Here is a 21,619-nt window from a genome sequence, read left to right on the forward strand (position 1 = left end):
TCGAAAAGCAGAAAGCGTCAGTTGATCCAGCCGCCGTCGATCACGTGCGTGGTCCCGGTGGTGAAGCCGCTCTCGTCCGAGGCGAGATAGACGGCCAAGGCGGCGATCTCCTCGGGCAGGCCGAGGCGGCCGACCGGCTGGCGCGCGACGAAGGCGGCGGTCGCATCGGCGAGCGGGATGCCCGACGCCACCGCCTGTTCGGCGACCCGCTGGCGCAGCGACGGGGAATCGATCGTGCCCGGGCAGATCGCGTTGCAGCGCACGCCGCGCGCGACATAATCCGCCGCGATCGCCTTGGTCAGCCCGATCACCGCCGCCTTGGTCGTGCCGTACGCGAACCGGTTCGGCACGCCCTTGATGCTCGACGCGACCGAGGCGATGTTGACGATCGATCCGCCGCCTTGCGCCAGCATGCCCGGCAGGAACGCGCGGGCCAGCCGGTACATCGCGGTCACGTTGAGATTGATCGAGAAAGCGAAGGCGTCTTCATCGCACGCCAGGATGTCACCGGCATGGACGTAGCCGGCACCGTTGAGCAGGATATCGATTCCACCGATCTGCGCCGGCAACGCAGCGACCGCCGCCGCGTCGGTCACGTCGAGCACCACGGGCGTCACGCCGGCTATGCCCGCCAGCAGCTCGCCGTTGAGGTCGGCGGCGAACACCGTCGCCCCTTCCGCGACATAGGCATCGACGATCGCGCGGCCGATGCCCTGTGCCGCGGCGGTCACCAGAGCGCGTTTGCCATTCAATCTCACGATATCGTCCTTATTGTCGAGGAAAGCGGGAGGTCGCTGGCAGTGCGCGCGATCAGATCGCGCGCTTTCCGGGGCCAGCGGATAAGAAGGTCGCCAAGGCCGATGGCGATCGCCCAGAAGGCGAACAGCATGACGATCGAGAGGATGGCGATGAACATCGAGCCGAGGATGACGACAAGACGAGCCAGGCTTTCGGCAACCTCCGTCACGCGTGTCGGCGATGCATCGGGCGACACGATGGTCGCAAATCCCGTCACGGCCTCCTCCTCGTCGCGTGCGCACGGCACTGCACCGCGCAGCCGAACTTGCATATATGAAAATCTATGTCACAGGTGATTTAACGATGCAAGGGAACGCAAACCGCCCGTCCATGGAGAGGATCGACGCGCACCAGCATTTCTGGCGCTACAACGCCGACGATTTCGGCTGGATCGCGCCGGGCAGCGCATTGGCGCGCGACCGGTTTCCCGACCATGTTCTGCCTGCGCTCGCTACCGCACGGCTGGACGGCTGCATCGCGGTTCAGGCGCAACATAATGCAGCGGAAACCGATTGGCTGCTGGCGCTGGCGCAGGAGCATCGCTGGATTTTCGGCGTCGTCGGCTGGGTCGATCTGACGGCGGAGGATATTGCGGTACGGCTCGATCGATACGCGGGGCAGCTGCTCGTCGGTATCCGCCATATCGCGCAGGACGAACCCGATCCGCGCTATCTGTTACGCGCCGATGTGATCCGCGGCGTGCAGGCAATTCTCGCGCGCGGCCTGGCCTATGACATCCTCGTGCGCGGGGCGGCGCAACTGGATCTCGTGCCCGAAATGGTCGCCGCCATGGGCCCGGGCGCGCTGGTACTCGATCATGGCGGCAAGCCCGATATCGCCGGCGGCGAATGGCAATGCTGGGCGCGCTCGATCGCCACGATCGCCGCCTGTCCCGATGTCGTTTGCAAGCTTTCGGGACTGGTCACCGAGGCCGATCACGGCGCATGGCGGGCGGATGATATCGCGCGCTATCTCGATCACCTGCTCGCCTGTTTCGGACCCGATCGGTTGATGTTCGGGTCCGACTGGCCGGTATGCCTCCTCGCGGCGGACTATGCCCGCGTGGTGGATCTGATCGAGACGTTCGTCGCGCGCGCCTGCCCCGATCATCGCGCGGCGATCTTCGGCGACACCGCGCGCCGCGTCTATGCGCGCGGCAGGTTCGGGGAGAGTGGTTCGTGAAGTTGGAACTCGACGACAAGGTGGTGATCGTCACCGGCGGCGGTGCCGGGATCGGCGGCGCGATCTCGACCGTGCTGGCGGAAGAGGGCGCGATCCCCGCGATCCTCGGGCGCAGTCCGCTAGCCCCCGCGTTCGAGGCCCGTCTTCGCGAGCTGCAACCCAAAGCGATCTTCATCCAAACCGAGATGACCGACGATGCCGCCTGCGCGCAGGCGGTGGCGCGGATCGTCGCCGAGGGGCACGGCATCCACGGTCTCGTCAACAATGCCGGGGCCAACGACAATGTCGGGCTGGAGGCCGGCACCGCGGCATTCCTTGCCTCGCTCAGCGCCAATCTCGGGCATTATTACGGCATGGCACACCATTGCCTGCCGCATCTGAAAGCCAGCCGTGGCGCGATCGTCAACATTTCGTCCAAGACCGCGCTCACCGGCCAAGGCCAGACCAGCGGTTATGTCGCCGCGAAAGCCGCGCAACTCGGGCTGACGCGCGAATGGGCGGCGGCCCTGATCGACGAAGGCGTGCGGGTCAATGCGGTGCTGCCCGCCGAAGTGATGACGCCGCTATATCGCACCTGGATCGACAGTTTCGACGATCCCGACGCCAAACTGGCCGAGATCAGCGCCAAGATCCCGCTCGGCCGCCGCATGACCACGGCACGCGAGATCGCCGATACGGTCGTGTTCCTGCTGTCCCCCCGCTCCTCGCACACCACGGGGCAATGGATCGTGCCCGATGGCGGCTATACGCATCTTGACCGCACGCTCACGTGATGTGACGGCGGCCACGAGCCGCGGGGCGATCCCGCCTACCCCGCCACCGCCGCCCCCTCGGTTCGCGATGCCATCGCCGCCTGGCCGGCATCCATCATGTCGCCGATCGCCCCGATCGGGCTGGCCGTCGGCATCGCCCCCATCGCCCGGGTCAGCGCCGCGGGATCGACCTTGTCGGGATTGCCCGCCAGCAGTTCGAACGCGGCCCCGGCGGGGAGGCCCGCAAACCCACTGGCATAGCGCCGGTGCAGGCGGACCAGCGCATCGGTGTGGCCGAGCATCGCAGAACTGATCGCCTGGCGCAGGACGATCGCCTGCCCCACTTCGGTCAATCGCCCCGGTGGCGGCAACAGCGCCGTGCCGACCGCCTCCAAGCGCGCCCAATCATGCGCCCGCCAATAGATTTCCGCACTGATCGCGACCCCATCGGGCACGTCGTCCAGCACCGCCAGCGCCTCGCGGCTCTTGCCGAGCAACGTCAGCCCGACCGCTTCGAGCCGCCCGCGCTGCGCATCCAGATCGGCAGGATAGGCGACATCGTCGGTATCCCGGATCGCGCGGATCGCGGCCGCCGGATCACCGGCAAGGATGCGCAGGCCGGCGATCCGGATCGACAGCGGCCCCTGCTCGACGTCGCGGGTGGCGGCGGTGGAAAGACGGTGATCGAGCAGATCGGCGGCGCGGGCGTACAGGCCTGCCGCCTGTAACCGCGTGACCAGCATCTCGGCCAGCCGCAGGCCTTCGATCCCGCCGGGGGCGAAATCGCGATAGTCCCAGAACAGGCCCACCGCCCGCGTCAGCGGCAAGGCCGATCCGGGTGCCAGCAAAACGGCCAGCCGTGCCCGCAGCGTCTCGACCAGCGGCCCTGCTTCGGCCCCCAGATCGAAATAGCGCGTGAGGATCGACCCCGCCCCCAATTCGCGGGTCGCATCGTGCGTTTCATTGCCCAGCCGCATCGATAGCGACAAAGCGCGACGCTCGATCATACCACCACGCCAGCCGATCAGGAGGATGTCGAGGCGCTTCAGCGCTTCGGCGACCGGCAGCGTGCGCTTCGCCAGGCCATCCTCGATTGTCGTCAAAATGGCATCGGCGCGCTCTTCCGGGCTGCCGGAAAGATCGACGCGGGCGAGCCGCAACCGCCCCTCCTGCGCCAGACCCAGCCCAAGATCGGCCTTGCCGCGCAACAGGTTGGCCGTCGTGTTCTGATCCGGCAACAGGGCCAGCCATTGGAGCGCCACCTGATGGCGACCGGCACCGGTGGCGGCACGGGCTGCAGCCAGGATGAATGGGGTGCGCGCGACGCCCCGACGCGCATTCAGGGCCGGCACCGCACAATTGAAATCGGCCAGCGCAGCCTGCGCTTCACCCCGATCGGAAAGCGCTTTCATGCGCCAGAGACACGCTTCGGGATCGTCCGCCAGCCCCGGCTGACGCAACGCCGCAATGCCGCCGGGCAGATGCCATGCCTGAATCTGCGCGACGCCGTTCGCGCGTTGCCATGCCGGCACCAGCGCCAGATCCGGATCGTCCGCGATCATCACCTCGAGCACCCCGATCGCATCCGTACCGCGCGCCGTGGCGATCAGGCTCTTGACGTAGAGCCATCGCGCCGCCTGCAAATCGGCAGGCGTAGCGGCGGCAATGGCATGCCAGGCATCCAGATCGGGCATCGCGCGCCACGCGTCGAACGCCGTCTCGATCGGCTGGTCGGCCAGCCAGGCCGCGAACCCCGGAATACGGGCGAACGGCGCGGGCCGCGCGACGGACTCCGACGCGGGCGGGATCGACGGCGCTGGCGAAGGCGCGGACGGAGCCGAATGACCAGGCGGGGGCGAATGCGGAGCAGACGGCGGCGGCGATGCGGCGCCCCCTGCGGACGCCGCGGCCAGAACCGCGCTCATCATAAGGCTCATTTTGCCGATGCCGGGCTGGATGCTCGATCTCGGCCTGGCCTTGTCGATCACCCTTTCGGTGATGATCCTGATGACGGCATTGTTCATCGAAAAGCCGCTGCAACTCTCCGCCTTCCCGACGATCCTGCTGATCTCGACGATGCTGCGGCTCGGCCTCAACCTCGCCTCGACCCGCCTGATCCTCGGCCATGGGCATGAGGGGCCGGAGGCGGCGGGCGGCGTGATCGCGGCGTTCGGCGAATTCCTGATCGGCGGCGATACCGTCATCGGCCTCACGATCTTCGCGATCCTGATCGTCATCAACTTCGTCGTCATCACCAAGGGCGCGGGCCGCATCGCCGAGGTCGCGGCACGCTTCAGCCTCGATTCCATGCCCGGCAAGCAGATGGCGATCGATGCCGATCTGAGCGCCGGCACGATCGACGAAGCGCAGGCCAAGGCCCGCCGCGCCGACGTCGAGGCCGAGAGCGGCTTCTACGGCGCGATGGACGGTGCCTCCAAGTTCGTGAAGGGCGATGCGGTTGCCGCCTTGCTCATCACCGCGATCAACGTGCTGGTCGGCCTGATCATCGGCGTGGCCGAACATGGCGTGCCGTTCGCCGAAGCGTTCCACACCTACACCCTGCTGACGGTCGGCGACGGCATGGTCAGCCAGATCCCCGCGCTGATCGTCTCCACCGCCGCCGGCCTGATGGTGTCCAAGGGTGGCGTCGCCGGCAAGACCGGCGCGGCTTTGGGCGAACAGCTCGGCCGCTATCCCAAGGCGTTCGGCATGGTCTCGGCGTTGATGGGCGCGCTGGCGCTGCTGCCTGGGCTGCCGTTCTGGCCGTTCGCGATCTTCTCGGGCCTAAGCGGCTGGGCCGCCTGGCATCTGAGCAAGACCGCGGCGGACAGGATCGCCAAGGCGGCGGCGGACGAAGCGATCGCGATCGCCGAGGAACCGGTCGCCGAGGAACCGATCTCCCGCACGCTCGCGATCGACGCGATCCGGATCGAGATCGGGTACGGATTGCTGCCGATCATCAACGACGCGCAGCGCGAACCACGCCTGGACGATCAGGTCCGCGCGCTGCGCCGCCAGATGGCGACCGATTACGGCTTCGTGCTGCCCTCGGTGCGGATCATCGACAATATGGGGCTGAAACCCAGCGAATATGTCGTGTTCGTCAAGGAGACCGAGGCGGCGCGCGGCGAAATCCGGCTCGACCGGCTGCTCGTCATCAATCCCGAAGGCGGCCCGCTCGCCTTGCCGGGCGAGGAAACGCGCGAGCCGGTGTTCAACCTGCCCGCCTTGTGGATCGACCGCGAACTGCGCGACGAGGCCGGCCTGCGCGGCCTGACCGTGGTCGATTGCGGCACGATCATCACCACGCACCTGACCGAGTTGGTGAAGGACAATATCGCCGATTTCCTGAGCTATACCGAGACGCAGAAGCTGCTGAACGAGGTGCACAAGGAGTCGGAGAAGCTGGTCGCGGACATCATTCCCGCCAAGATCAGCGTCTCGGGCGTGCAGCGCATTCTGCAGAATCTGCTGTCCGAAGGCATCTCGATCCGCGACGTGCCGACCATCCTGGAGGGCATCGCCGAGGCCGCCCCGCTGACGCACAGCCTGACGCAGATCACCGAGCACGTCCGTGGTCCCCTCGCGCGGCAGATTTCCGCGCAACAGGCCCGCGACGGGGCGATTCCGATCATCACCTTGTCGGGTGCGTGGGACGAGGCGTTCGCGACCAGCATCGTCGGCGAGGGCGAGGACCGGCAACTGGCCATGGCCCCGTCCGCCCTGCAAAGCTTCCTGGCGGCGGTGCGCGAGACGCTGGACCGGCTGGCGGGCGAAGGCGAAATCCCCTGCCTGCTCACCAACCCGTCGATCCGCCCGTTCGTCCGCTCGATCATCGAGCGCGTACGCCCGGCGACGGTGGTGCTGTCGCAAAACGAAATTCACGCCCGCGCGCGCATTCGCTCGCTCGGCACGATCGGCTGATCGCCGCCCCCACGATACGAATATCCCCTATAATGGAACGGCATGCCTGCGCGCATTCGCCCGGAAAGGAATTGCATGACCTCGGTCGCCGCCAGCGTGTTCGCATCGTTCACGACATCGCCGTCACCCGGTGGCAGTAATGTGGCCGCGCAGCCGGATACCGATGCGTTCGGTGCGATGGTGGGTATCGCCTCGACCGTGCCATCCACTGCGACCGCCACGCCGACGAGCGAGCTGAAATTACCGGTCAACGCGCTGGCATCTTTGCTGGCGACGGCGTCGGTCGCGTCCCCCGCGAACCAGCCGATCCCAACATCGGTTGCGGCACCCGCCGCACTTGGGGACCAGCCGATCCCGACGCCGATCACGGCGACGGATCCGGCCCCGGATATCCTCGTCGTTCAGCCAGCCCCCTTGGCGGGCCCGATATCCAAAACCCCGACCGCACAGCCGCAGACGGTGATCACAGAAGCGCCCGACGTGCCGCCGACCGAATGCCCCGCCGCGCCCGAGGCTCCAACCGAACCGGCCAAGGGCGCGACAAAGGATACTTCGCCGCCGCTGCCTGGCAACCGCAAACCCGAAACCCCACCGATCATCAGCACCCTCGCGCCAGCAGCACCGGAGTCGACCGACGATACGAGCGCGCGTGCCGCGGAGGAGGCGAAAGCGGAGAAATCGAAAGCGGACGCACCGAAGCTCGATCCCGTGGAAGACGACGCGCCGCCGACGGCCAAGGCCGACCTGCCCGCGATCCTCGTCCTGCCGGCCAGCGTCATGCCACCTGCCGCGCCCGCAATGCCGACCGTCTCGACCGATCAGCCGGTGTCCGCCCCCGAAGCAAAGACGGAACCAACCTCCGCCGCCCGCAAAGCCAGTCCGCAGCTTCCGGCCTCCGCCGGCCCGATCGCTCCGGCGCGTGAGCAGGTGATCCCGGTCGAGGGCCATGGCGGCAAATCCGACGCCGGCTCGGGCGACAACAAACCGTCCACGCCACGCCACGCCGCACTGGCCGGCAAGACCGCCGAGAGCGCCACCGCGCGCGAGGCGAGCCCATCCTTCACGCCGGCCACGGTCGCGTCAGCCGCTGCCGCTACGCCGATCGCCGAGATCGCCAGGGCTCCGATCGCCACGATCACCGCCCAACCGGGGCGGATCGGCCAGGAACTGGGCGTCGCCATCGCGCACCATGTCTCGGGCGGCAACGCCGCGACCGGCGGTGGCGAGACGATCACGCTGCGGCTCAATCCGGTCGATATGGGGCGGATCGAGGTGAAGCTGTCGTTCGACGATAGCGGCACGCTGCGTGCGGTGGTGTCCGCGGACAATCCCGCCGCACTCGACATGCTGCGCCGCGACGGTGCCGATCTTGGCCGCGCGCTGACCGATGCCGGAGTGCGCGCCGACGCCCAGACCTTGCGCTTCGACACCAGGTCCGGCCCCGGCCAGCATGCGGGCCAGCATGGCGGCCAGAGCGGCACCGGGGCGACGACCGCCCGCCGTGGCAGCGCCAGTCGAACGACACCGCCGATACCACCGACGACATCATCGCCCCCTATCGCCCGCTGCGCACCCGCGGCGGGATCGACATGGTCGCCTGAGGAGACTGACATGACCACGACCACAGCAACGACCGCCACGACGGCCACCACCGCCACGACCGCCAGCAGCGTCGCGGCGAAGCAGACGGCAGTCGATTTCGATCTGTTCCTGAAACTGCTCACCACGCAGATGCAGAACCAGGATCCGTTGAAGCCGATGGATTCGACCGAATATACCCAGCAGCTCGCGCAGTTCACGCAGGTGCAGCAGACGGTGAAACAGTCCGGCACGCTGGACGAGATCCTCGCGCAATTGTCGACGCAGAACGTGGCCCAGGCCTCCAGCTTCATCGGCAAGACCGCGCAGTTCGATTCCGCCGTCGCGGGCCTGTCCGCCGACAAGCCGGCGCAGTGGAGCTACAGCGCGACCGCCCCGATCACCGCGCTGACCGCCAAGGTTACCGATTCCGCCGGGCGCGTCATGTCCACCAGCACGATCACGCCGGATCAGAAGGGCGACTTCAGCTGGGACGGCAAACTGGCGAACGGTACGCAGGCCCCGGCCGGTGCCTATACGCTGGCCTTGAGCGGCACGACCGACACCGGCGCCACGGTGCCGATCGCGATCACCACGAGCGGCCGGGTCGACGAGGTGATCGGTAGCAGCGGCACGGTAACGCTCGGCGTCAACGGCGTGCAGATCCCGATGGCCAAGCTGCTCAAGTTGCAGGGCTAAGCGCTTTCGGCGCGGCGCGGCGATCAGACAGGCGATTGCCGTAAGGCGCCCACACGCATATCGCATCGGAGCATCAAAGAAGAGGATTCCGATGACCGCCGCCCTGCTCGACCCGCTGTCTTTGCCGAATTTCGCGGAGATCACGCCCGAGGCGATCCTGCCGGCGCTCGATATTGCGATCGCAGAGCATGAGGCGGTGGTGGCGATGCTCACCGCGACCCGGTCGGCCGGGTTCGCCGAAGCATGGCTGCCGTTCGAGCGCGCCGACAATGCACTCGACGCCTTGTGGTCGGCCGTGTCGCATCTGCACGGCGTCGCCGACACGCCGGAGCTTCGCGCCGCGCATGCCGAAGGGCAGAAGCGGCTGGTCGAGAACAGCATGAAGGTGGAGCAGAATCGCGACCTTTACGACGTGTTCGTCGCGCTGTCGGTATCGCCCGAGTTCGCCGACTTGGCCGTCGCCGATCGCGTCGCGGTGGAGCATGCGATCCGCGATTTCACGCTGTCGGGTGTTGCCCTCGATGAAGACCAGCGCGCGCGGTTCAAGGAAATCTCGATCGAACTGTCGGGCCTGTCGACAGCGTTCGGCAGCGCCGTGCTCGACGCTACCGAGGCATGGGACGAGATAGTCACCGACGAGACAGCACTCGCCGGCATCTCGGACGCGGACAAGGCGATGTTCCGCGAGGCCGCCAAAGCGAAGGGCGCGGAGGGCTGGCGCATCACTTTGCAGCAGCCGAGCGTCGGCGCGATCCTGACCTTCGCGCACGATCGCGATCTGCGCGCGCGCGTCTATCATGCCAACGCCACGCGCGCTTCGGATCAGGGGCCGAACGCCGGCACATTCGATAATTCGGGCCGCATCGCCCGCATCCTGGAACTGCGCCACGAAGCGGCGGCTTTGCTGGGCTTCGCCGATCCGGTCGCCCGGTCGCTGGCGACTAAGATGGCGCCCAATGCCGGTGAAGTGCTCGCCTTCCTGCGCGATCTCGCGCGGCGCGCCAAACCCGCCGCCGAACGCGACCTGGCCGAGCTGACCGCATTCGCCGCCGAAAGCCTCGGAATAGCAGACCTCCAACCATGGGACGTGGCCTTCGCCTCGAACCGGTTGCGACAGGAACGCTATGCGATCGACGAACAGGCCGTACGCGCCTACTTCCCGGTCGATCGCGTGATGGAGGGGTGGCAGGCTTTGCTCACCCGCCTGTTCGGCATCCGCCTGGTCGAGCGGCATGACGTCGCGCTGGCCCATCCCGATGCACGTTTCTTCGATGTGATCGACGAGGGTGGCGTGGTGGTCTCCGGCCTGTATCTCGATCTCCACGCCCGCCCCGGCAAGCGTGGCGGCGCATGGATGGCGCAGGCCCGCCCGCGCCTCAACGACTGCAATGCGGTGCGCGTGCCGGTCGCCTATCTGGTCTGCAATTTCGCGCCGAAGCCGGCCGACGGCGCGGAGGGCGCCGCGCCCGCTCTGCTCAGCCATGACGACGTGACCACGTTGTTGCACGAGACCGGCCACGGCCTCCATCACCTCTTCACCCGCGTGAACCGGCCCTCGATCGCCGGCACCAGCGGGTTCGAATGGGACGCGGTCGAACTGCCGAGCCAGTTGATGGAGGATTTCGCGTGGGACCGGGGCGTGCTGACCGGCATGTCCGGGCATTACAAGACCGGCGAACGCCTGCCCGCCGATCTGTTCGACCGGCTGGTGAATGCGCGGCGGTTCCAGGCCGGCCTGTTCATCGTCCGCCAGGTCGAGTTCGCCTTGTTCGATCTGCTGCTCCATCTCGGCACGATGGGCTCCGATCCGATGGAGGTGATCGAGGCGGTGCGCGACGAGGTGGCGGTGATCCGCCCGCCGGCATGGAACCGTTTCCCGCATGCCTTCGGCCACATCTTCTCGGGCGGCTATGCGGCGGGCTATTACAGCTATCTATGGGCCGAACTGCTCGCAGCCGATGGCTTCATGGCGTTTGTCGAGGCCGGGCTGGTCGATCGCGCGACCGGTGATCGTTTCCGTGACGAAGTGCTCGCGCGCGGTGCCACCCGTCCTGCCGCCGACAGCTTCCGCGCATTCCGTGGTCGCGATCCCGATCCGGCGGCGATGTTGCGCCGGCACGGGCTGGCCGAGGTGGAGGGATGAGGGCGTTCCGCTGAATCCGCCTGACGGTCGTCATCACATATGAGATAGTCCCCTCCGCCATTGCCTCGGTGCCGATCCAGCATGAGGATGTGGCAAAACGAACGACGATGCCGGCCCCATCGCCGGTGCAGGAGGCGAGGATGCAAAGACGTGCGGTGAAGTCCGCCCTTCGGACGTTCGAGGTGCTGGAGCTGTTCGCCGAACGTCGTCAGCCGCTGCACCTCAACGAGATCTACCTCGCGCTCGGCTATCCCCAGTCGAGCACGACCAATCTTCTCAAGAGCATGGCGCTGCTCGGATACCTCAATTACAATCGCGCCACGCGCACGTATCTGCCGACGATGCGCGTCAATGCGCTGGGCAGCTGGGTCGCCAGCTACACCCATGCCGATGGCCGGTATCGCGAACTGGTCGAGACGCTGCAACGGCGGACCGACGAGACCGCCGTGTTGATGACGCAGAACGACCTGTTCATCCAATATCTGTTCGTCAAAGCGCCGGATCACGAATTTAAGCGTCCGCCGATCGACGGCGGCATGCGCATGCTGGTCGATGCGTGCGGCGGGCTGGCGCTGATCAGCCGGATGAGCGACCGCCAGATCGACACGATCTGCCGCTACACCAATTATTACGAAATGGCCGGCAGCGACCGCGTGTCGCTCGACGAGATGATGCGCGAGATCCGCTGGATCCGGCAGGTCGGCTATGCCTATTCCCCCAAGCGCCCGACGCCCGACGTGTCGGCGATCGCGATGGCGCTGGACGCCGATCTGCACGGCATTCCCCTCGCACTCGGCGTAGGCGGGATGGCGGATCGGATCGAGCGCAACAAGCTGCCGATCCTCACCGCGCTGCGCGAGGTGATCACCGACTTCAACGAATCGCGACGCCGCGAGATGGAGTCGGAAACCGGCTGAAACGATCCTCGCCGCCGCACACCGGCCTCGCGTCATCTCATGGGTGATTTGCGCGGCGGCGGATGCGAACCGCTTGCTCCACGCCGCGCCCCGACCAAGGCTCGCGCGATAAAAGCGGAGAGGACGACATGGCCGGAGCGCACCAGCAGCATTTGCGGCATCGCCGATCGTGACCGCGCGCGTCGAATTCCTCGGCGACGGTCGCAACCTGCTCGGCGAGAGTCCCGTGTGGGACTCGGCACGGCAAAGGCTGTGGTGGGTGGATGCCGCGGCGAACGCGATCCGGGCGGCCGATGCCGATGGCGCGCAACTCATCGACTGGCACTACGACCAGCCGGTCGGCAGCATCGCGCCGGCTGAGGACGGGCTGGTCGCGGCACTCGCCGATGGCTTCCACCACATCGATATCGTCACCGGCGCGGCCAACCTGATCGCCCCGGTCGCACAGCCCGCGCCGGGTGCCCGACTGAACGACGGCAAGGCGGACCGGTTCGGACGCTTCCTCAGCGGCCATATGCACCCCGCCGGCGGCACCGCCGGCGAACTCTGGCGGCTCGATGGCGATCGCACCGCGCACAGGCTGATCGACGGACTGGGCATCACCAACGCGATCTGCTTCTCGCCGGACGGCGGCACGCTCTATGTCGCCGACAGCCTCGACGGCATGTTGCGGCGCTATCGCTATGACGGTGAGACGGGCATGATCGGCCCGCGCGAGAATCTGGTCGATTGCCGCGTCCACGGCTCCGGCGCGGATGGCGCGACGGTCGATGCGGACGGCAATATCTGGGTCGCGCTGGTGCTCGCGCAGAAAATCGCCTGCTTCGCGACGGACGGCGCGCTGCTGCGGACGATCCATGTGCCGATCCCCTATCCGTCCTGCCCCGCTTTCGGTGGCGACGATCTGGCCACGCTCTACGTCACGACGATCAGCAATTCGGGGCATGCGCTCGTCAGCGACCACCCCGATGCCGGGCGTATCCTCAAGATCACCGGCCTCGGCGCGACCGGGCTGGCCGAGACGCCCTACGCCCCTCTTCCCGGAATCGACGCATGAACCTCGACTTCGACGCCGCCGATCTCGCCTTCCGGGACGAGGTCCGGGAATTCTTCTCTACCGGCGTTCCCGACGCCTGGCGCACCAAGATCCGCGCCGGGCTGCGCATCGACCCGGCCGATCTGGTCGCGCACCAGAAGCGCCTGGCCGATCGCGGCTGGGGTGCTCCCACCTGGCCGGTCGAGCATGGCGGCACCGGCTGGTCGCCCACCCAGCTCTACATCTTCTGGTCGGAGGCGGCGCGCGCCGATGCACCGCACCAATTCCATCAGGGCCTCGAACTGATCGGCCCGATCATCTTCACCTACGGCACGCCGGAACAGAAGGCGCGATATCTGCCGCGCATCATTCAGTCCGACGACTGGTGGTGCCAGGGTTATTCGGAGCCGGGTGCCGGATCCGATCTCGCCGCCCTGCGCAGCCGTGCCGATCGCGACGGCGACGATTACGTCCTGAACGGGCAGAAGATGTGGACCAGCTATGCGCACGTCGCCAGCCACGTCTTCCTGCTCGCACGCACCTCGGCCGAGGCGCGGCGGCAACAGGGCATCTCGCTGATCCTCGCGCCCATGAACACGCCGGGTTTCCGCATCGCGCCGATCCCGACGATGGACGAGAAATATCACACCAACGAACTGTTCATGGACGATGCCCGCGTCCCCGTCGCCAATCTGGTGGGCGAGGAAGGACAAGGCTGGGCCTACGGCAAGGTCCTGCTCGATCGCGAGCGGATGGTGACGGCGGCGACCGCGATCTTCCTGACGCAGACGGTGCGCGGCATCGTGGCGGCGGCCCGGCGGCGGCGGGTACGTGGCGTGCCCCTGATCGAGACGTCGGGTTTCGCCGCCAAGCTCGCGCAATACGAGATCGAGGTCACCGCGTTGCAGACGATGGTACTGCGGCTGCTCGACGATGCCGCGCGCGGCGCGGATTCCGGGCCGCGCGGATCGATGGTCAAGCTGCGCTGGTCGCAATTGCTACAGGCCGGCACCGCTTTGTGGGTCGAGGCGCTGGGGTCGGAGGCGGCGCATTTCGCGGGGCTCGACGGCGCGTCCCTGCCTGCCGACATGCCCTACGCATTGCAGGGCGCGCTCTATTCGCGCGTCACCTCGATCTATGGCGGAACCAGCGAGATCCAGCACAACATCATCGCGCGCCGCGCGCTCGGGCTCTGAGGGAAGACGATGGATTTCGCCTATAGCGACGAACAGGCGATGCTGCGCGACAGCGTCGATCGGTACGGGCAGGACGAATGGCCCGCCGCCGACCGCCTGAAGATCCTCGCTCAAGGATCTGACGGCGCGCGCCGGCGTTGGTGCGCAATGGCGGGCCTCGGCTGGCTGATGCTGCCGATCGCCGAGCGCGACGGTGGCCTTGGCGGCGGCGCGGTCGAGGTGATGGCGGTGATGGAAAGCTTCGGCCGCCACCTGATCGCCGCGCCCTATGTCTCCTCGTGCGTCCTCGTTCCCGCGCTGATCGGCGGCGATCCGGCGGCGGCGGATCTGCTGACGGCGATCGGTGCGGGCGATGCACTGGCGGCGGCGGCGTTGATCGATGCGGACGGCGGCGACGATCCGTCCTGGGTCGAGACCCGCGCCGAACGTGATGGCGACGGCTGGCGGCTGACCGGCCTCAAACCGCAGGTCGAGGATGGCGCCGATGCCGACTGGTTCGTCGTCTCGGCGCGAACGGCAGGCGCGGCGGGCGACCCTTCGGGGATCGGCCTGTTCCTGCTGGCGCGCGACACGCCCGGCCTGACGGTCGAAGGCTTCCGCGCGATCGACGCGCATCGCCACGCGCGCCTCACGCTCGATGCGGCGCGCGCGATCGCGATCGGCGATCCCAGCGATGCGCTGCCGGTGATCGAAGCGGCAATCGACCGCGCAATCTGCGCGTACCTGGCCGAGGCGACCGGATCGATGGAGGCCGCCGCCGCCGCGACGCTCGACTATCTGCGCACGCGCCAGCAGTTCGGCGCCCCGATCGGCAGCTTTCAGGTGCTCCAGCACCGCATGGTCGACATGACCATCGCCTGTGAGGAAGCGCGCGCGATGACCTATCACGCCACGCTCAGTCTCGGTCGCGACCCCGACGAGCGCCGCCGCGCGGTGTCCGCCGGCAAGGTCCGAGTCGGGCAGAGCGGCCTCTATGTCGGGCAGCAGGCGGTGCAGTTGCACGGCGGCGTCGGCTTTAGCGACGAACTGATCGTCAGCCACCATCTGCGCCGCCTGATGATGCTCGATCTGGCGCATGGCGCGCCCGATCATCACCGCGCGCGCTACGCCGCACTGTCACATCATGAGGAAACGCGATGACCGATCCGCAGCTACGGCAATTGCTCGACCGCGAGGCGATCCGCGACTGCCTCTATCTCTACTGCCGCGGCATCGATCGCGCCGACGAGGCGGCGCTGCGCGCATCCTATTGGCCCGACGCGACCGACGATCACGGACCCTATAAAGGCAGCGCGAGCGGCTTCATCGACATGGCCATGCCGCGCCTGCGCCGCGCCGAGCGATCGATCCACGAGGTGCACAACGTGCTGATCGCGTTCGAGGATGACGGACAATGCGCGCGCGTCGAAAGCCAGTTCAGCGCGTTCCAGCGCGAACCGGATGCCAACGGCACGATGACGCAATGGGACATGAAGGGCCGCTATCTCGACCGGTTCACGAAGCGCGGCGACGAATGGCGCGTGCAAAGTCGCGTCGTCGTGTTCGACTGGGCCGAACTGATGCCATTGCCACCGGGCACCGAAGCGGAGCGTTTCGGCGGCCGCACCCCGATCGGCGGGCGCTTCCCCGACGATCCGCTCTACGCCTTCTTAGAATAGGCCACGCTCATCGCGGAAAGGCGTGGCCGATCCCGCCATCGACCGCGATCGACTGGCCGGTGACGAAGCGCGATCGGTCGGACACTAGCCACAGCACCGCCTCGGCGATGTCCTCCACCTCGCCCAGCCGCCGCATCGGCGTGTCGGCGACGCGCCTGGCGAACGTCGCTTCGCTCAGGATCGCGCGGACGCCTTCGGTCGCGACGGTCGAGGGCGCGACCGCATTCACGCGGATGCCGTCCGGCCCAAGTTCGACCGAGGCGGAGCGCGTCATCGCATCCACCGCGCCCTTCACCCCGCAATACAGCATCGCGCCCGCCATCCCCAGCCGCCCGGCCATCGACCCGATCGTGACGATCGATCCGCCGCCCCGCGCCCGCATCGCCGGCGCCGCAGCCTGGATGCCCCAGGCGACACCCGCCATGCCGACGCCCGCCATGCGTTTGAACGTCGCCGGCGTGATCGCGTCGATCGGACCGTAGCTGTTCCACATCGCGTTGTTGACGAGGATGTCGAGCCCGCCTAGCGCCGCCACCGTCTCCGCCACGGCGGAATGCACGGTCTCGCGATCCGATACGTCGGCCGCCAGCGCGATCCCCTGCCCGCCCGCCGCGACGATCGCATCCAGCGTCGCCTGCGCCCAGGGCTGCTTCAGGTCGATCACCGCGACCTTGGCCCCTTCGCGCGCCAGCCGTTCCGCAATGCCCCGGCCCAGCCCGCGCGATGCGCCCGTCACCAGCGCCACGCGCCCGTCCAGTTCGCCCATCGATCCTCTCCCGCAATCGCGGCGTCGATCGCCCCGTTGCCGATATCCTGCCCCGATCGCGCACCGGTGACACGCTCCGGTGCCGTCCGACGGCGGCATATCCCGTATGCGATTAAGCGGCGCGAACGTGCGTCGCCGCGCGCGAACCGCGCGGCCACGGCTAGAAGGCGAAAAAACAGGAGAGACGTTCGATGAGCATGATCCGCCTCGATGTGGCCGACTATGTGGCCGTGGTCACGCTGGACAATCCGCCGGTCAACGCGCTGCCGATGGAGACCGTCCAGGAACTCACCGACATCTTCGATACGTTCAACGATCGCGACGATGTCCGTGTCGTCGTGCTGACCGGCGAAGGCCGGGCCTTTTCCGGCGGTGCCGATCTGAAGCAGCGCCCTGATTTCTCGATCCCCGGAACCCGCGCGCGCCGCAACCGGCTGGTGCGCGAGGTCGCCTATACCATCGCCGACAATGCCAAGCCGACGATCGCGGCGGTCAACGGCCCCGCGCTCGGCGCCGGGCTCGGGCTGGTCGCCAGTTGCGATATCATCGTCGCATCGGAACGCGCGGTGTTCGGCCTGCCCGAGATCGATGTCGGGCTGATGGGTGGCGGCAAGCATGCCGCGCGGCTGTTCCCGCACTCGCTGGTCCGCCGCATGATGCTGACCGGCTACCGCGTGCCTGCCGAGGAAGCCTATCGTCGCGGCATCATCGAGGCGGCGTTGCCGCACGACGAACTGATGCCCTGGGCAATGGATCTCGCGCGCCAGATCGCATCGAAGAGCCCGCTGGCAACGCGCTACGCCAAGGACAGCATGCGCACGATCGAAAACATGACCTTGCGTGACGGCTATGTCTACGAACAGGGCAATACCGCCAAGCTCTCGACCTCGCACGATGCGGCGGAGGCAGTGCGTGCCTTTGTCGAGAAACGCGCGCCCGTGTTCGAGGGGCGCTGACCGGTGACGGCCATGCAGTGGAATTTCGGCGACCTGCTCGATGCGACCGCCGCGAACGTGCCCGGCGACCGGCCGGCGCTGATCCGGGGCGAGCGGGTCATCACCTGGGCCGAGTTCGATGCGCGCACCAATCGCCTTGCCCGCGCGATGCTGGCGTCGGGGCTGGAAACCGGCGCGCGCGTCGCCATTCTGGCGCGCAACATCCCCGAATATGTCGAGGTCGCCGCCGCCGCGTTCAAGGCGCGCCTGTCCAGCGTCAACATCAACTATCGCTATACGACGGCCGAGATCGATTACGTGCTGGGCGACTGTCAGGCGGTGGCGATCTTCTATCAGGCGGAATTCGCCAATGTCGTCGCACCTTTGTTCGGCACCCAGAAGCAACTGACATTCGGCGTCATGATCGGCGATGGCGGCGGTTACGATGCACTGGTGGATGCGGGCGATGCATCGCCGCTCGCCATCAAACGCTCCGGCGACGACGGCTATCTGCTCTACACCGGCGGCACCACCGGGCGGCCCAAGGGCGTGGTGTGGCGCTCGGCCGATGCCCGCGCCACGCAGCTCGAATCGCCGACGATCAAGACGGTGCCGCTATCCATGGCCGATCATGTCGCCATGATCACGGCCAATGTCGCGCCGGGCCGCGTCATGCCCGCCTGCCCGCTGATGCACGGCGCGGGCCTCAATAGTTCGATGGCCGAACTGGTCAGCGGCGGCACCGCCGTCCTGATGCCGAGCGATCGCTTCGACGCCGACGAATTGTGGGGCGAAGTCGCGCGCCTCGGCGTCACCCGCGTGCTGATCGTCGGCGACGTGTTCGCGCGGCCGATGGTGCAGGCGCTGGAGCGCGGGGCCGGTCGCTGGGATCTGTCGACCCTGCGCGTCATCTCCTCCTCTGGCCTGATGTGGAGCCGCGAGATGAAGCAGGCGCTCGTCGCCGCGCTCCCGCAGGTGACGTTGATCGATATTCTCGGTGCATCGGAAGCGTCCGGCTTCGGCTACGCCATCACCAACGCGACGCGCGAAACGCCGACCGGCTATTTCGAACCCGGCCCCGGCACCGTGATCATCGATGTGGAGACGGATCGCATCCTCGCCGACGACGAACCCGGCCAAGGCTGGCTGGCGCGCCGCCCGCCTTTCGCGGTCGGCTATCATGGCGACCCGGCCAAGACCGCCGCGACCTACCGCGTGGTCCATGGCATCCGCTACGCGATCCCCGGCGACATGGCGATCCGCGAACCCGATGGCCGCCTGCGGCTGGTCGGGCGCGGCAGTCAGGTGATCAACACCGGTGGCGAGAAGGTGTTCGCCGAAGAGGTCGAGGAGGCCTTGAAGCGCGCTCCGGGCATCGACGATGCAATGGTCGTCGGCGTGCCCGATGCGACCTGGGGCAAGGTGATCGTCGCGCTGGCGGCGGTCGGGCCCGATTATGACGAGGCGACCGCGCGCGCCGCGATGCTCGCCGAACTGGCGGCCTACAAGCTGCCAAAGCGGATCTTGGTCTTGCCGGATCTGCCGCGCCACGCCAGCGGCAAGGGCGATTATCGCCGCGCGGTCGAGATCGCGACCGCCGGCGCCTGATATTCAAGGAGATACGGCAATGATCGATACCCTCGCCTACCGGCCGTTGATGACCATGTATCTCGACGTCGCCTATGCCCGCGCCCGGATCGTCGGCGATGTTCCGGCGGGGCGTCGCGGCATGTTTCCCGTCGATGGCGGGCGGTTCGAGGGCGATCGACTGCGCGGCACCGTGCTCGGCGACGGCGCGGACTGGGTGACGTGGCGGCCCGATGGCGCGATGGTCATCGACGTCCGGCTGATGCTGCTGACGCACGACGATGCGCTGATCGCGATGCACTATGTCGGCCTGTTATGCGCGCGCACGCCCGACGCGCAGGCGGCACTGCAACGCCGCGAGGTGATCGCCTATGAGGACAGCTACATCCGCACCACGCCCCGCTTCGAGACCAGCGATCCGCGTTATGCCTGGCTCAACCGCGTGATCGCAGTCGCCAACGGCCACCGCGCGGTCGAGGGGCCGATGTATCAGGTGTTCGAGATCGAGTGATCCTTCGTCAGGGCGCGGGTTGCGGCGTCGCCAACGCGCGCTGCGGCTGGGTGGACGCGCTGCCCACCTGATCGAGCGTGAAGCCACGATAGCCCGCCGCCGCAGCCTCCGCGCACAGTTCGCGATACTTGGTCAGTCCGCCGGCGAAGATCGGGAAGAAGCGCGGTTTGCCGGGAATGTTCGCGCCGACATACCAGGTGTTCGCCTTGGGCATGAGCGATCGGTTGGCGATGTCCGTCACCAGCGTCATGTAGGCATCCTCCGCCTCCCTGGTCGCCTCGATCGTGCGGTGGCCGTTGGCGCGCAGATGGGCGATGCAGTCGCAGATCCAGTCGGCATTCTGTTCGTTGAGGATGATGAAATTGGCGAGCGCCGATGGCCCGTTCGCGCCGGCGATCATGAACAGATTGGGAAAACCCTCCATCATCAGGCCGAGATGCGAATGCGCGCCGCCGGCCCATTTCTCGCGCAGGCTGCGGCCCTCGCGGCCGATCACATCCACCGCCAGCATCGCGCCAGTCAGTCCGTCATATCCGGTGGCGGCGATGATGATGTCGAGTGCGATCTCGCGCGTGCCGGTGCGCACGCCATTCTCGGTGATCGCGACGATCGGCTCGTTCAGGCAATCGACCAAAGTCACGTTGTCGCGATTGAACGCCTCGTAATAATGCGTGTCGAGGCACGGGCGGCGCGCGAAGATCGGGTAGTCACGCGGGGTCAGCGCATCGGCGGTCTTGGGGTCATTCACGGTCTCGCGAATCTTGCGGCGGACGAAATCGGCGACGACGTCATTCGCCTCCTGATCGAACAGCAGATCGGAGAACAGGCCGAGGAACGCGATGCCGCTATGCTGCCAGGCTTCTTCCATCAGCCGTTCGCATTCGTCGGCCGGCACGCTGAACACGGGCCGCGTCGATACCGCGCGGACGCCGCCGTTGAAGCTGTTGCGCGCGATCGCCCGCAGCTTGGGGTAATGCGCCTTGATCTGCGCGACATACTCCGCGTCAAGTTTGCGGTTGCGCATCGGCAATGTGAAGCTCGGCGTACGCTGGAAAACGACGAGGTGTTCGGCCTGCTCGGCGACGACGGGGACGATCTGGATTCCGGTCGATCCGGTGCCGATCACGCCGACGCGCTTGCCCGCGAAATCGACCGGCTGGTGCGGCCAGCGCCCCGACAGGTGGATGTCGCCCGCGAACGTCTCCTTGCCGGGAATATCCAGTCCCTTCGGCACCGAAAGCGGCCCCGTCGCCATGATCAGATAGGTTACTTCGAACACGTCGCCGCGATCGGTCTTCACCACCCACAGCTTGCGGTCGTCGTCGAACGTTACCGACGTCGCGCGCGTCTCGAAGCGGATGTCGCGGCGCAGGTCCAGCGTGTCGGCGACCCATTTCGCATAGGACCAGATTTCGGGCTGCGCAGCGAATTGCTCGCTCCACGTCCAGGCCTGCTGGATATCGTTTGAGAAGGAGTAGCTATAGTCGATACTCATCACGTCGCAGCGCGCGCCGGGGTAGCGATTCCAGTACCAGGTGCCGCCGACATCGTCCCCGGCCTCGATCGCCAGCACGTCCAGCCCCATGCCCCGCGCACGGTGCAGCATGTACATGCCGCCGAACCCCTGCCCCACGACGAGCGCATCGAGCGTGCGAACGGCAGGATGATCCTTCGTCTCGTGTTCGAGCCTGTGCGCCATCCGCCGTCTCCCTGATTTCGACCTGCTTGTTGAGCGCTGGGTAGGTGCGCCATCGGATCGCGGCAACGACGCCGCCCAACGCCTGCACAACATCACATCCATGAACTCCCACGCCATTTTAGCAGGGGTCGACAGCGCCAAATCACATATTGAATAACGGGCCGCGCACGGTCGTTACCGTACCGCAATCGATCCGCCGCGCTTACCCGACCCTCCAGGCTCGCCCACCAAGAGGCAG

At 67.3% G+C, this 21,619-nt stretch carries 18 protein-coding genes; 13 read left to right on the forward strand and 5 right to left on the reverse strand.

Annotated features, from left to right (window positions below; genetic code table 11):
- Positions 1 to 17: 17 nt before the first annotated feature.
- Both U1738_RS06905 and U1738_RS06910 read right to left on the reverse strand, forming a co-directional pair.
- A complete protein-coding gene (locus U1738_RS06905; RefSeq protein ID WP_332788561.1) occupies positions 18 to 761 on the reverse strand; it encodes an SDR family oxidoreductase in 744 nt (247 codons plus the stop codon).
- Positions 755 to 1,015 carry a hypothetical protein gene (locus U1738_RS06910; RefSeq protein ID WP_332788578.1) on the reverse strand — a complete coding sequence of 87 codons (261 nt, stop codon included), beginning with the start codon at positions 1,013 to 1,015 and terminating at the stop codon, positions 755 to 757. Before U1738_RS06910 ends, U1738_RS06905 begins: the two co-directional genes overlap by 7 nt.
- 113 nt (positions 1,016 to 1,128) lie before the next feature.
- On the opposite strand from U1738_RS06910, the gene U1738_RS06915 reads away from it, so the two are divergent.
- Positions 1,129 to 1,980: an amidohydrolase family protein gene (locus tag U1738_RS06915; protein ID WP_332788314.1), complete on the forward strand. Its 852-nt coding sequence runs from the start codon at positions 1,129 to 1,131 to the stop codon at positions 1,978 to 1,980.
- On the forward strand, positions 1,977 to 2,753 hold the full coding sequence (locus U1738_RS06920; protein ID WP_332788315.1) for an L-fucose dehydrogenase: 777 nt from the start codon (positions 1,977 to 1,979) through the stop codon (positions 2,751 to 2,753). The genes U1738_RS06915 and U1738_RS06920 overlap by 4 nt, the downstream gene beginning before the upstream one ends.
- A gap of 35 nt (positions 2,754 to 2,788) precedes the next feature.
- Here the strand turns inward: U1738_RS06920 and U1738_RS06925 are convergent, their stop codons facing one another.
- The gene (locus U1738_RS06925) at positions 2,789 to 4,657 is read right to left on the reverse strand and encodes a hypothetical protein (RefSeq protein WP_332788316.1); all 1,869 of its coding nucleotides are present in this window, start codon (positions 4,655 to 4,657) and stop codon (positions 2,789 to 2,791) included.
- A 19-nt stretch (positions 4,658 to 4,676) separates the two neighbouring features.
- Between U1738_RS06925 and flhA the strand changes: the two genes are divergently transcribed.
- The 8 genes from flhA (at position 4,677) to U1738_RS06965 (ending at position 15,883) form a co-directional block, all read left to right on the forward strand.
- On the forward strand, positions 4,677 to 6,656 hold the full coding sequence (gene flhA / locus U1738_RS06930; RefSeq protein WP_332788317.1) for a flagellar biosynthesis protein FlhA: 1,980 nt from the start codon (positions 4,677 to 4,679) through the stop codon (positions 6,654 to 6,656).
- A 75-nt stretch (positions 6,657 to 6,731) separates the two neighbouring features.
- Positions 6,732 to 8,933, forward strand: coding sequence for a flagellar hook capping FlgD N-terminal domain-containing protein (locus U1738_RS06935; protein WP_332788318.1), 2,202 nt, complete (start codon positions 6,732 to 6,734; stop codon positions 8,931 to 8,933).
- A gap of 91 nt (positions 8,934 to 9,024) precedes the next feature.
- Positions 9,025 to 11,076, forward strand: a complete 2,052-nt coding sequence (locus U1738_RS06940; protein WP_332788319.1) for a M3 family metallopeptidase — start codon at positions 9,025 to 9,027, stop codon at positions 11,074 to 11,076.
- A 155-nt stretch (positions 11,077 to 11,231) separates the two neighbouring features.
- Positions 11,232 to 11,993: an IclR family transcriptional regulator gene (locus U1738_RS06945; protein WP_332788320.1), complete on the forward strand. Its 762-nt coding sequence runs from the start codon at positions 11,232 to 11,234 to the stop codon at positions 11,991 to 11,993.
- A gap of 169 nt (positions 11,994 to 12,162) precedes the next feature.
- A complete protein-coding gene (locus U1738_RS06950) occupies positions 12,163 to 13,050 on the forward strand; it encodes an SMP-30/gluconolactonase/LRE family protein (RefSeq protein WP_332788321.1) in 888 nt (295 codons plus the stop codon).
- On the forward strand, positions 13,047 to 14,225 hold the full coding sequence (locus tag U1738_RS06955; RefSeq protein WP_332788322.1) for an acyl-CoA dehydrogenase family protein: 1,179 nt from the start codon (positions 13,047 to 13,049) through the stop codon (positions 14,223 to 14,225). The genes U1738_RS06950 and U1738_RS06955 overlap by 4 nt, the downstream gene beginning before the upstream one ends.
- 9 nt (positions 14,226 to 14,234) lie before the next feature.
- The gene (locus tag U1738_RS06960) at positions 14,235 to 15,365 is read left to right on the forward strand and encodes an acyl-CoA dehydrogenase family protein (protein WP_332788323.1); all 1,131 of its coding nucleotides are present in this window, start codon (positions 14,235 to 14,237) and stop codon (positions 15,363 to 15,365) included.
- Positions 15,362 to 15,883 carry a nuclear transport factor 2 family protein gene (locus U1738_RS06965; RefSeq protein ID WP_332788324.1) on the forward strand — a complete coding sequence of 174 codons (522 nt, stop codon included), beginning with the start codon at positions 15,362 to 15,364 and terminating at the stop codon, positions 15,881 to 15,883. Before U1738_RS06960 ends, U1738_RS06965 begins: the two co-directional genes overlap by 4 nt.
- Positions 15,884 to 15,890: 7 nt before the next feature.
- Here U1738_RS06965 and U1738_RS06970 read toward each other — a convergent pair whose 3' ends face one another.
- A complete protein-coding gene (locus U1738_RS06970; protein ID WP_332788325.1) occupies positions 15,891 to 16,649 on the reverse strand; it encodes an SDR family NAD(P)-dependent oxidoreductase in 759 nt (252 codons plus the stop codon).
- A gap of 191 nt (positions 16,650 to 16,840) precedes the next feature.
- Here U1738_RS06970 and U1738_RS06975 point away from each other — a divergent pair, with 191 nt between their 5' ends.
- From U1738_RS06975 to U1738_RS06985, 3 genes are read left to right on the forward strand one after another with little or no spacing between them, the layout of a single operon-like run.
- Positions 16,841 to 17,605: an enoyl-CoA hydratase/isomerase family protein gene (locus U1738_RS06975; RefSeq protein ID WP_332788326.1), complete on the forward strand. Its 765-nt coding sequence runs from the start codon at positions 16,841 to 16,843 to the stop codon at positions 17,603 to 17,605.
- Positions 17,606 to 17,617: 12 nt separating this feature from the next.
- Positions 17,618 to 19,192 carry an AMP-binding protein gene (locus U1738_RS06980; RefSeq protein ID WP_332788562.1) on the forward strand — a complete coding sequence of 525 codons (1,575 nt, stop codon included), beginning with the start codon at positions 17,618 to 17,620 and terminating at the stop codon, positions 19,190 to 19,192.
- A gap of 19 nt (positions 19,193 to 19,211) precedes the next feature.
- Positions 19,212 to 19,682, forward strand: a complete 471-nt coding sequence (locus U1738_RS06985) for a DUF3237 domain-containing protein (RefSeq protein ID WP_332788327.1) — start codon at positions 19,212 to 19,214, stop codon at positions 19,680 to 19,682.
- A gap of 7 nt (positions 19,683 to 19,689) precedes the next feature.
- Here the strand turns inward: U1738_RS06985 and U1738_RS06990 are convergent, their stop codons facing one another.
- Entirely contained in the window at positions 19,690 to 21,381 is a 1,692-nt protein-coding gene (locus tag U1738_RS06990) for a flavin-containing monooxygenase (RefSeq protein WP_332788328.1), read from the reverse strand.
- Positions 21,382 to 21,619: the final 238 nt, after the last annotated feature.

The organism is Parasphingomonas caseinilytica, from assembly GCF_036663755.1.
In the GTDB taxonomy this organism is placed as follows: domain Bacteria; phylum Pseudomonadota; class Alphaproteobacteria; order Sphingomonadales; family Sphingomonadaceae; genus Sphingomonas.

What these genes read in the sequence shown, in the direction of transcription:
- U1738_RS06990 (WP_332788328.1), bottom strand. Translation starts at nt 21,381, where the DNA reads ATGGCGCACAGGCTCGAACACGAGACGAAGGATCATCCTGCCGTTCGC.
- U1738_RS06975 (WP_332788326.1), top strand. Translation starts at nt 16,841, where the DNA reads ATGAGCATGATCCGCCTCGATGTGGCCGACTATGTGGCCGTGGTCACG.
- U1738_RS06935 (WP_332788318.1), top strand. Translation starts at nt 6,732, where the DNA reads ATGACCTCGGTCGCCGCCAGCGTGTTCGCATCGTTCACGACATCGCCG.
- U1738_RS06960 (WP_332788323.1), top strand. Translation starts at nt 14,235, where the DNA reads ATGGATTTCGCCTATAGCGACGAACAGGCGATGCTGCGCGACAGCGTC.
- U1738_RS06965 (WP_332788324.1), top strand. Translation starts at nt 15,362, where the DNA reads ATGACCGATCCGCAGCTACGGCAATTGCTCGACCGCGAGGCGATCCGC.
- U1738_RS06940 (WP_332788319.1), top strand. Translation starts at nt 9,025, where the DNA reads ATGACCGCCGCCCTGCTCGACCCGCTGTCTTTGCCGAATTTCGCGGAG.
- U1738_RS06980 (WP_332788562.1), top strand. Translation starts at nt 17,618, where the DNA reads ATGCAGTGGAATTTCGGCGACCTGCTCGATGCGACCGCCGCGAACGTG.
- U1738_RS06915 (WP_332788314.1), top strand. Translation starts at nt 1,129, where the DNA reads ATGGAGAGGATCGACGCGCACCAGCATTTCTGGCGCTACAACGCCGAC.
- U1738_RS06925 (WP_332788316.1), bottom strand. Translation starts at nt 4,657, where the DNA reads ATGAGCGCGGTTCTGGCCGCGGCGTCCGCAGGGGGCGCCGCATCGCCG.
- U1738_RS06985 (WP_332788327.1), top strand. Translation starts at nt 19,212, where the DNA reads ATGATCGATACCCTCGCCTACCGGCCGTTGATGACCATGTATCTCGAC.
- flhA (WP_332788317.1), top strand. Translation starts at nt 4,677, where the DNA reads ATGCCGGGCTGGATGCTCGATCTCGGCCTGGCCTTGTCGATCACCCTT.
- U1738_RS06955 (WP_332788322.1), top strand. Translation starts at nt 13,047, where the DNA reads ATGAACCTCGACTTCGACGCCGCCGATCTCGCCTTCCGGGACGAGGTC.
- U1738_RS06970 (WP_332788325.1), bottom strand. Translation starts at nt 16,649, where the DNA reads ATGGGCGAACTGGACGGGCGCGTGGCGCTGGTGACGGGCGCATCGCGC.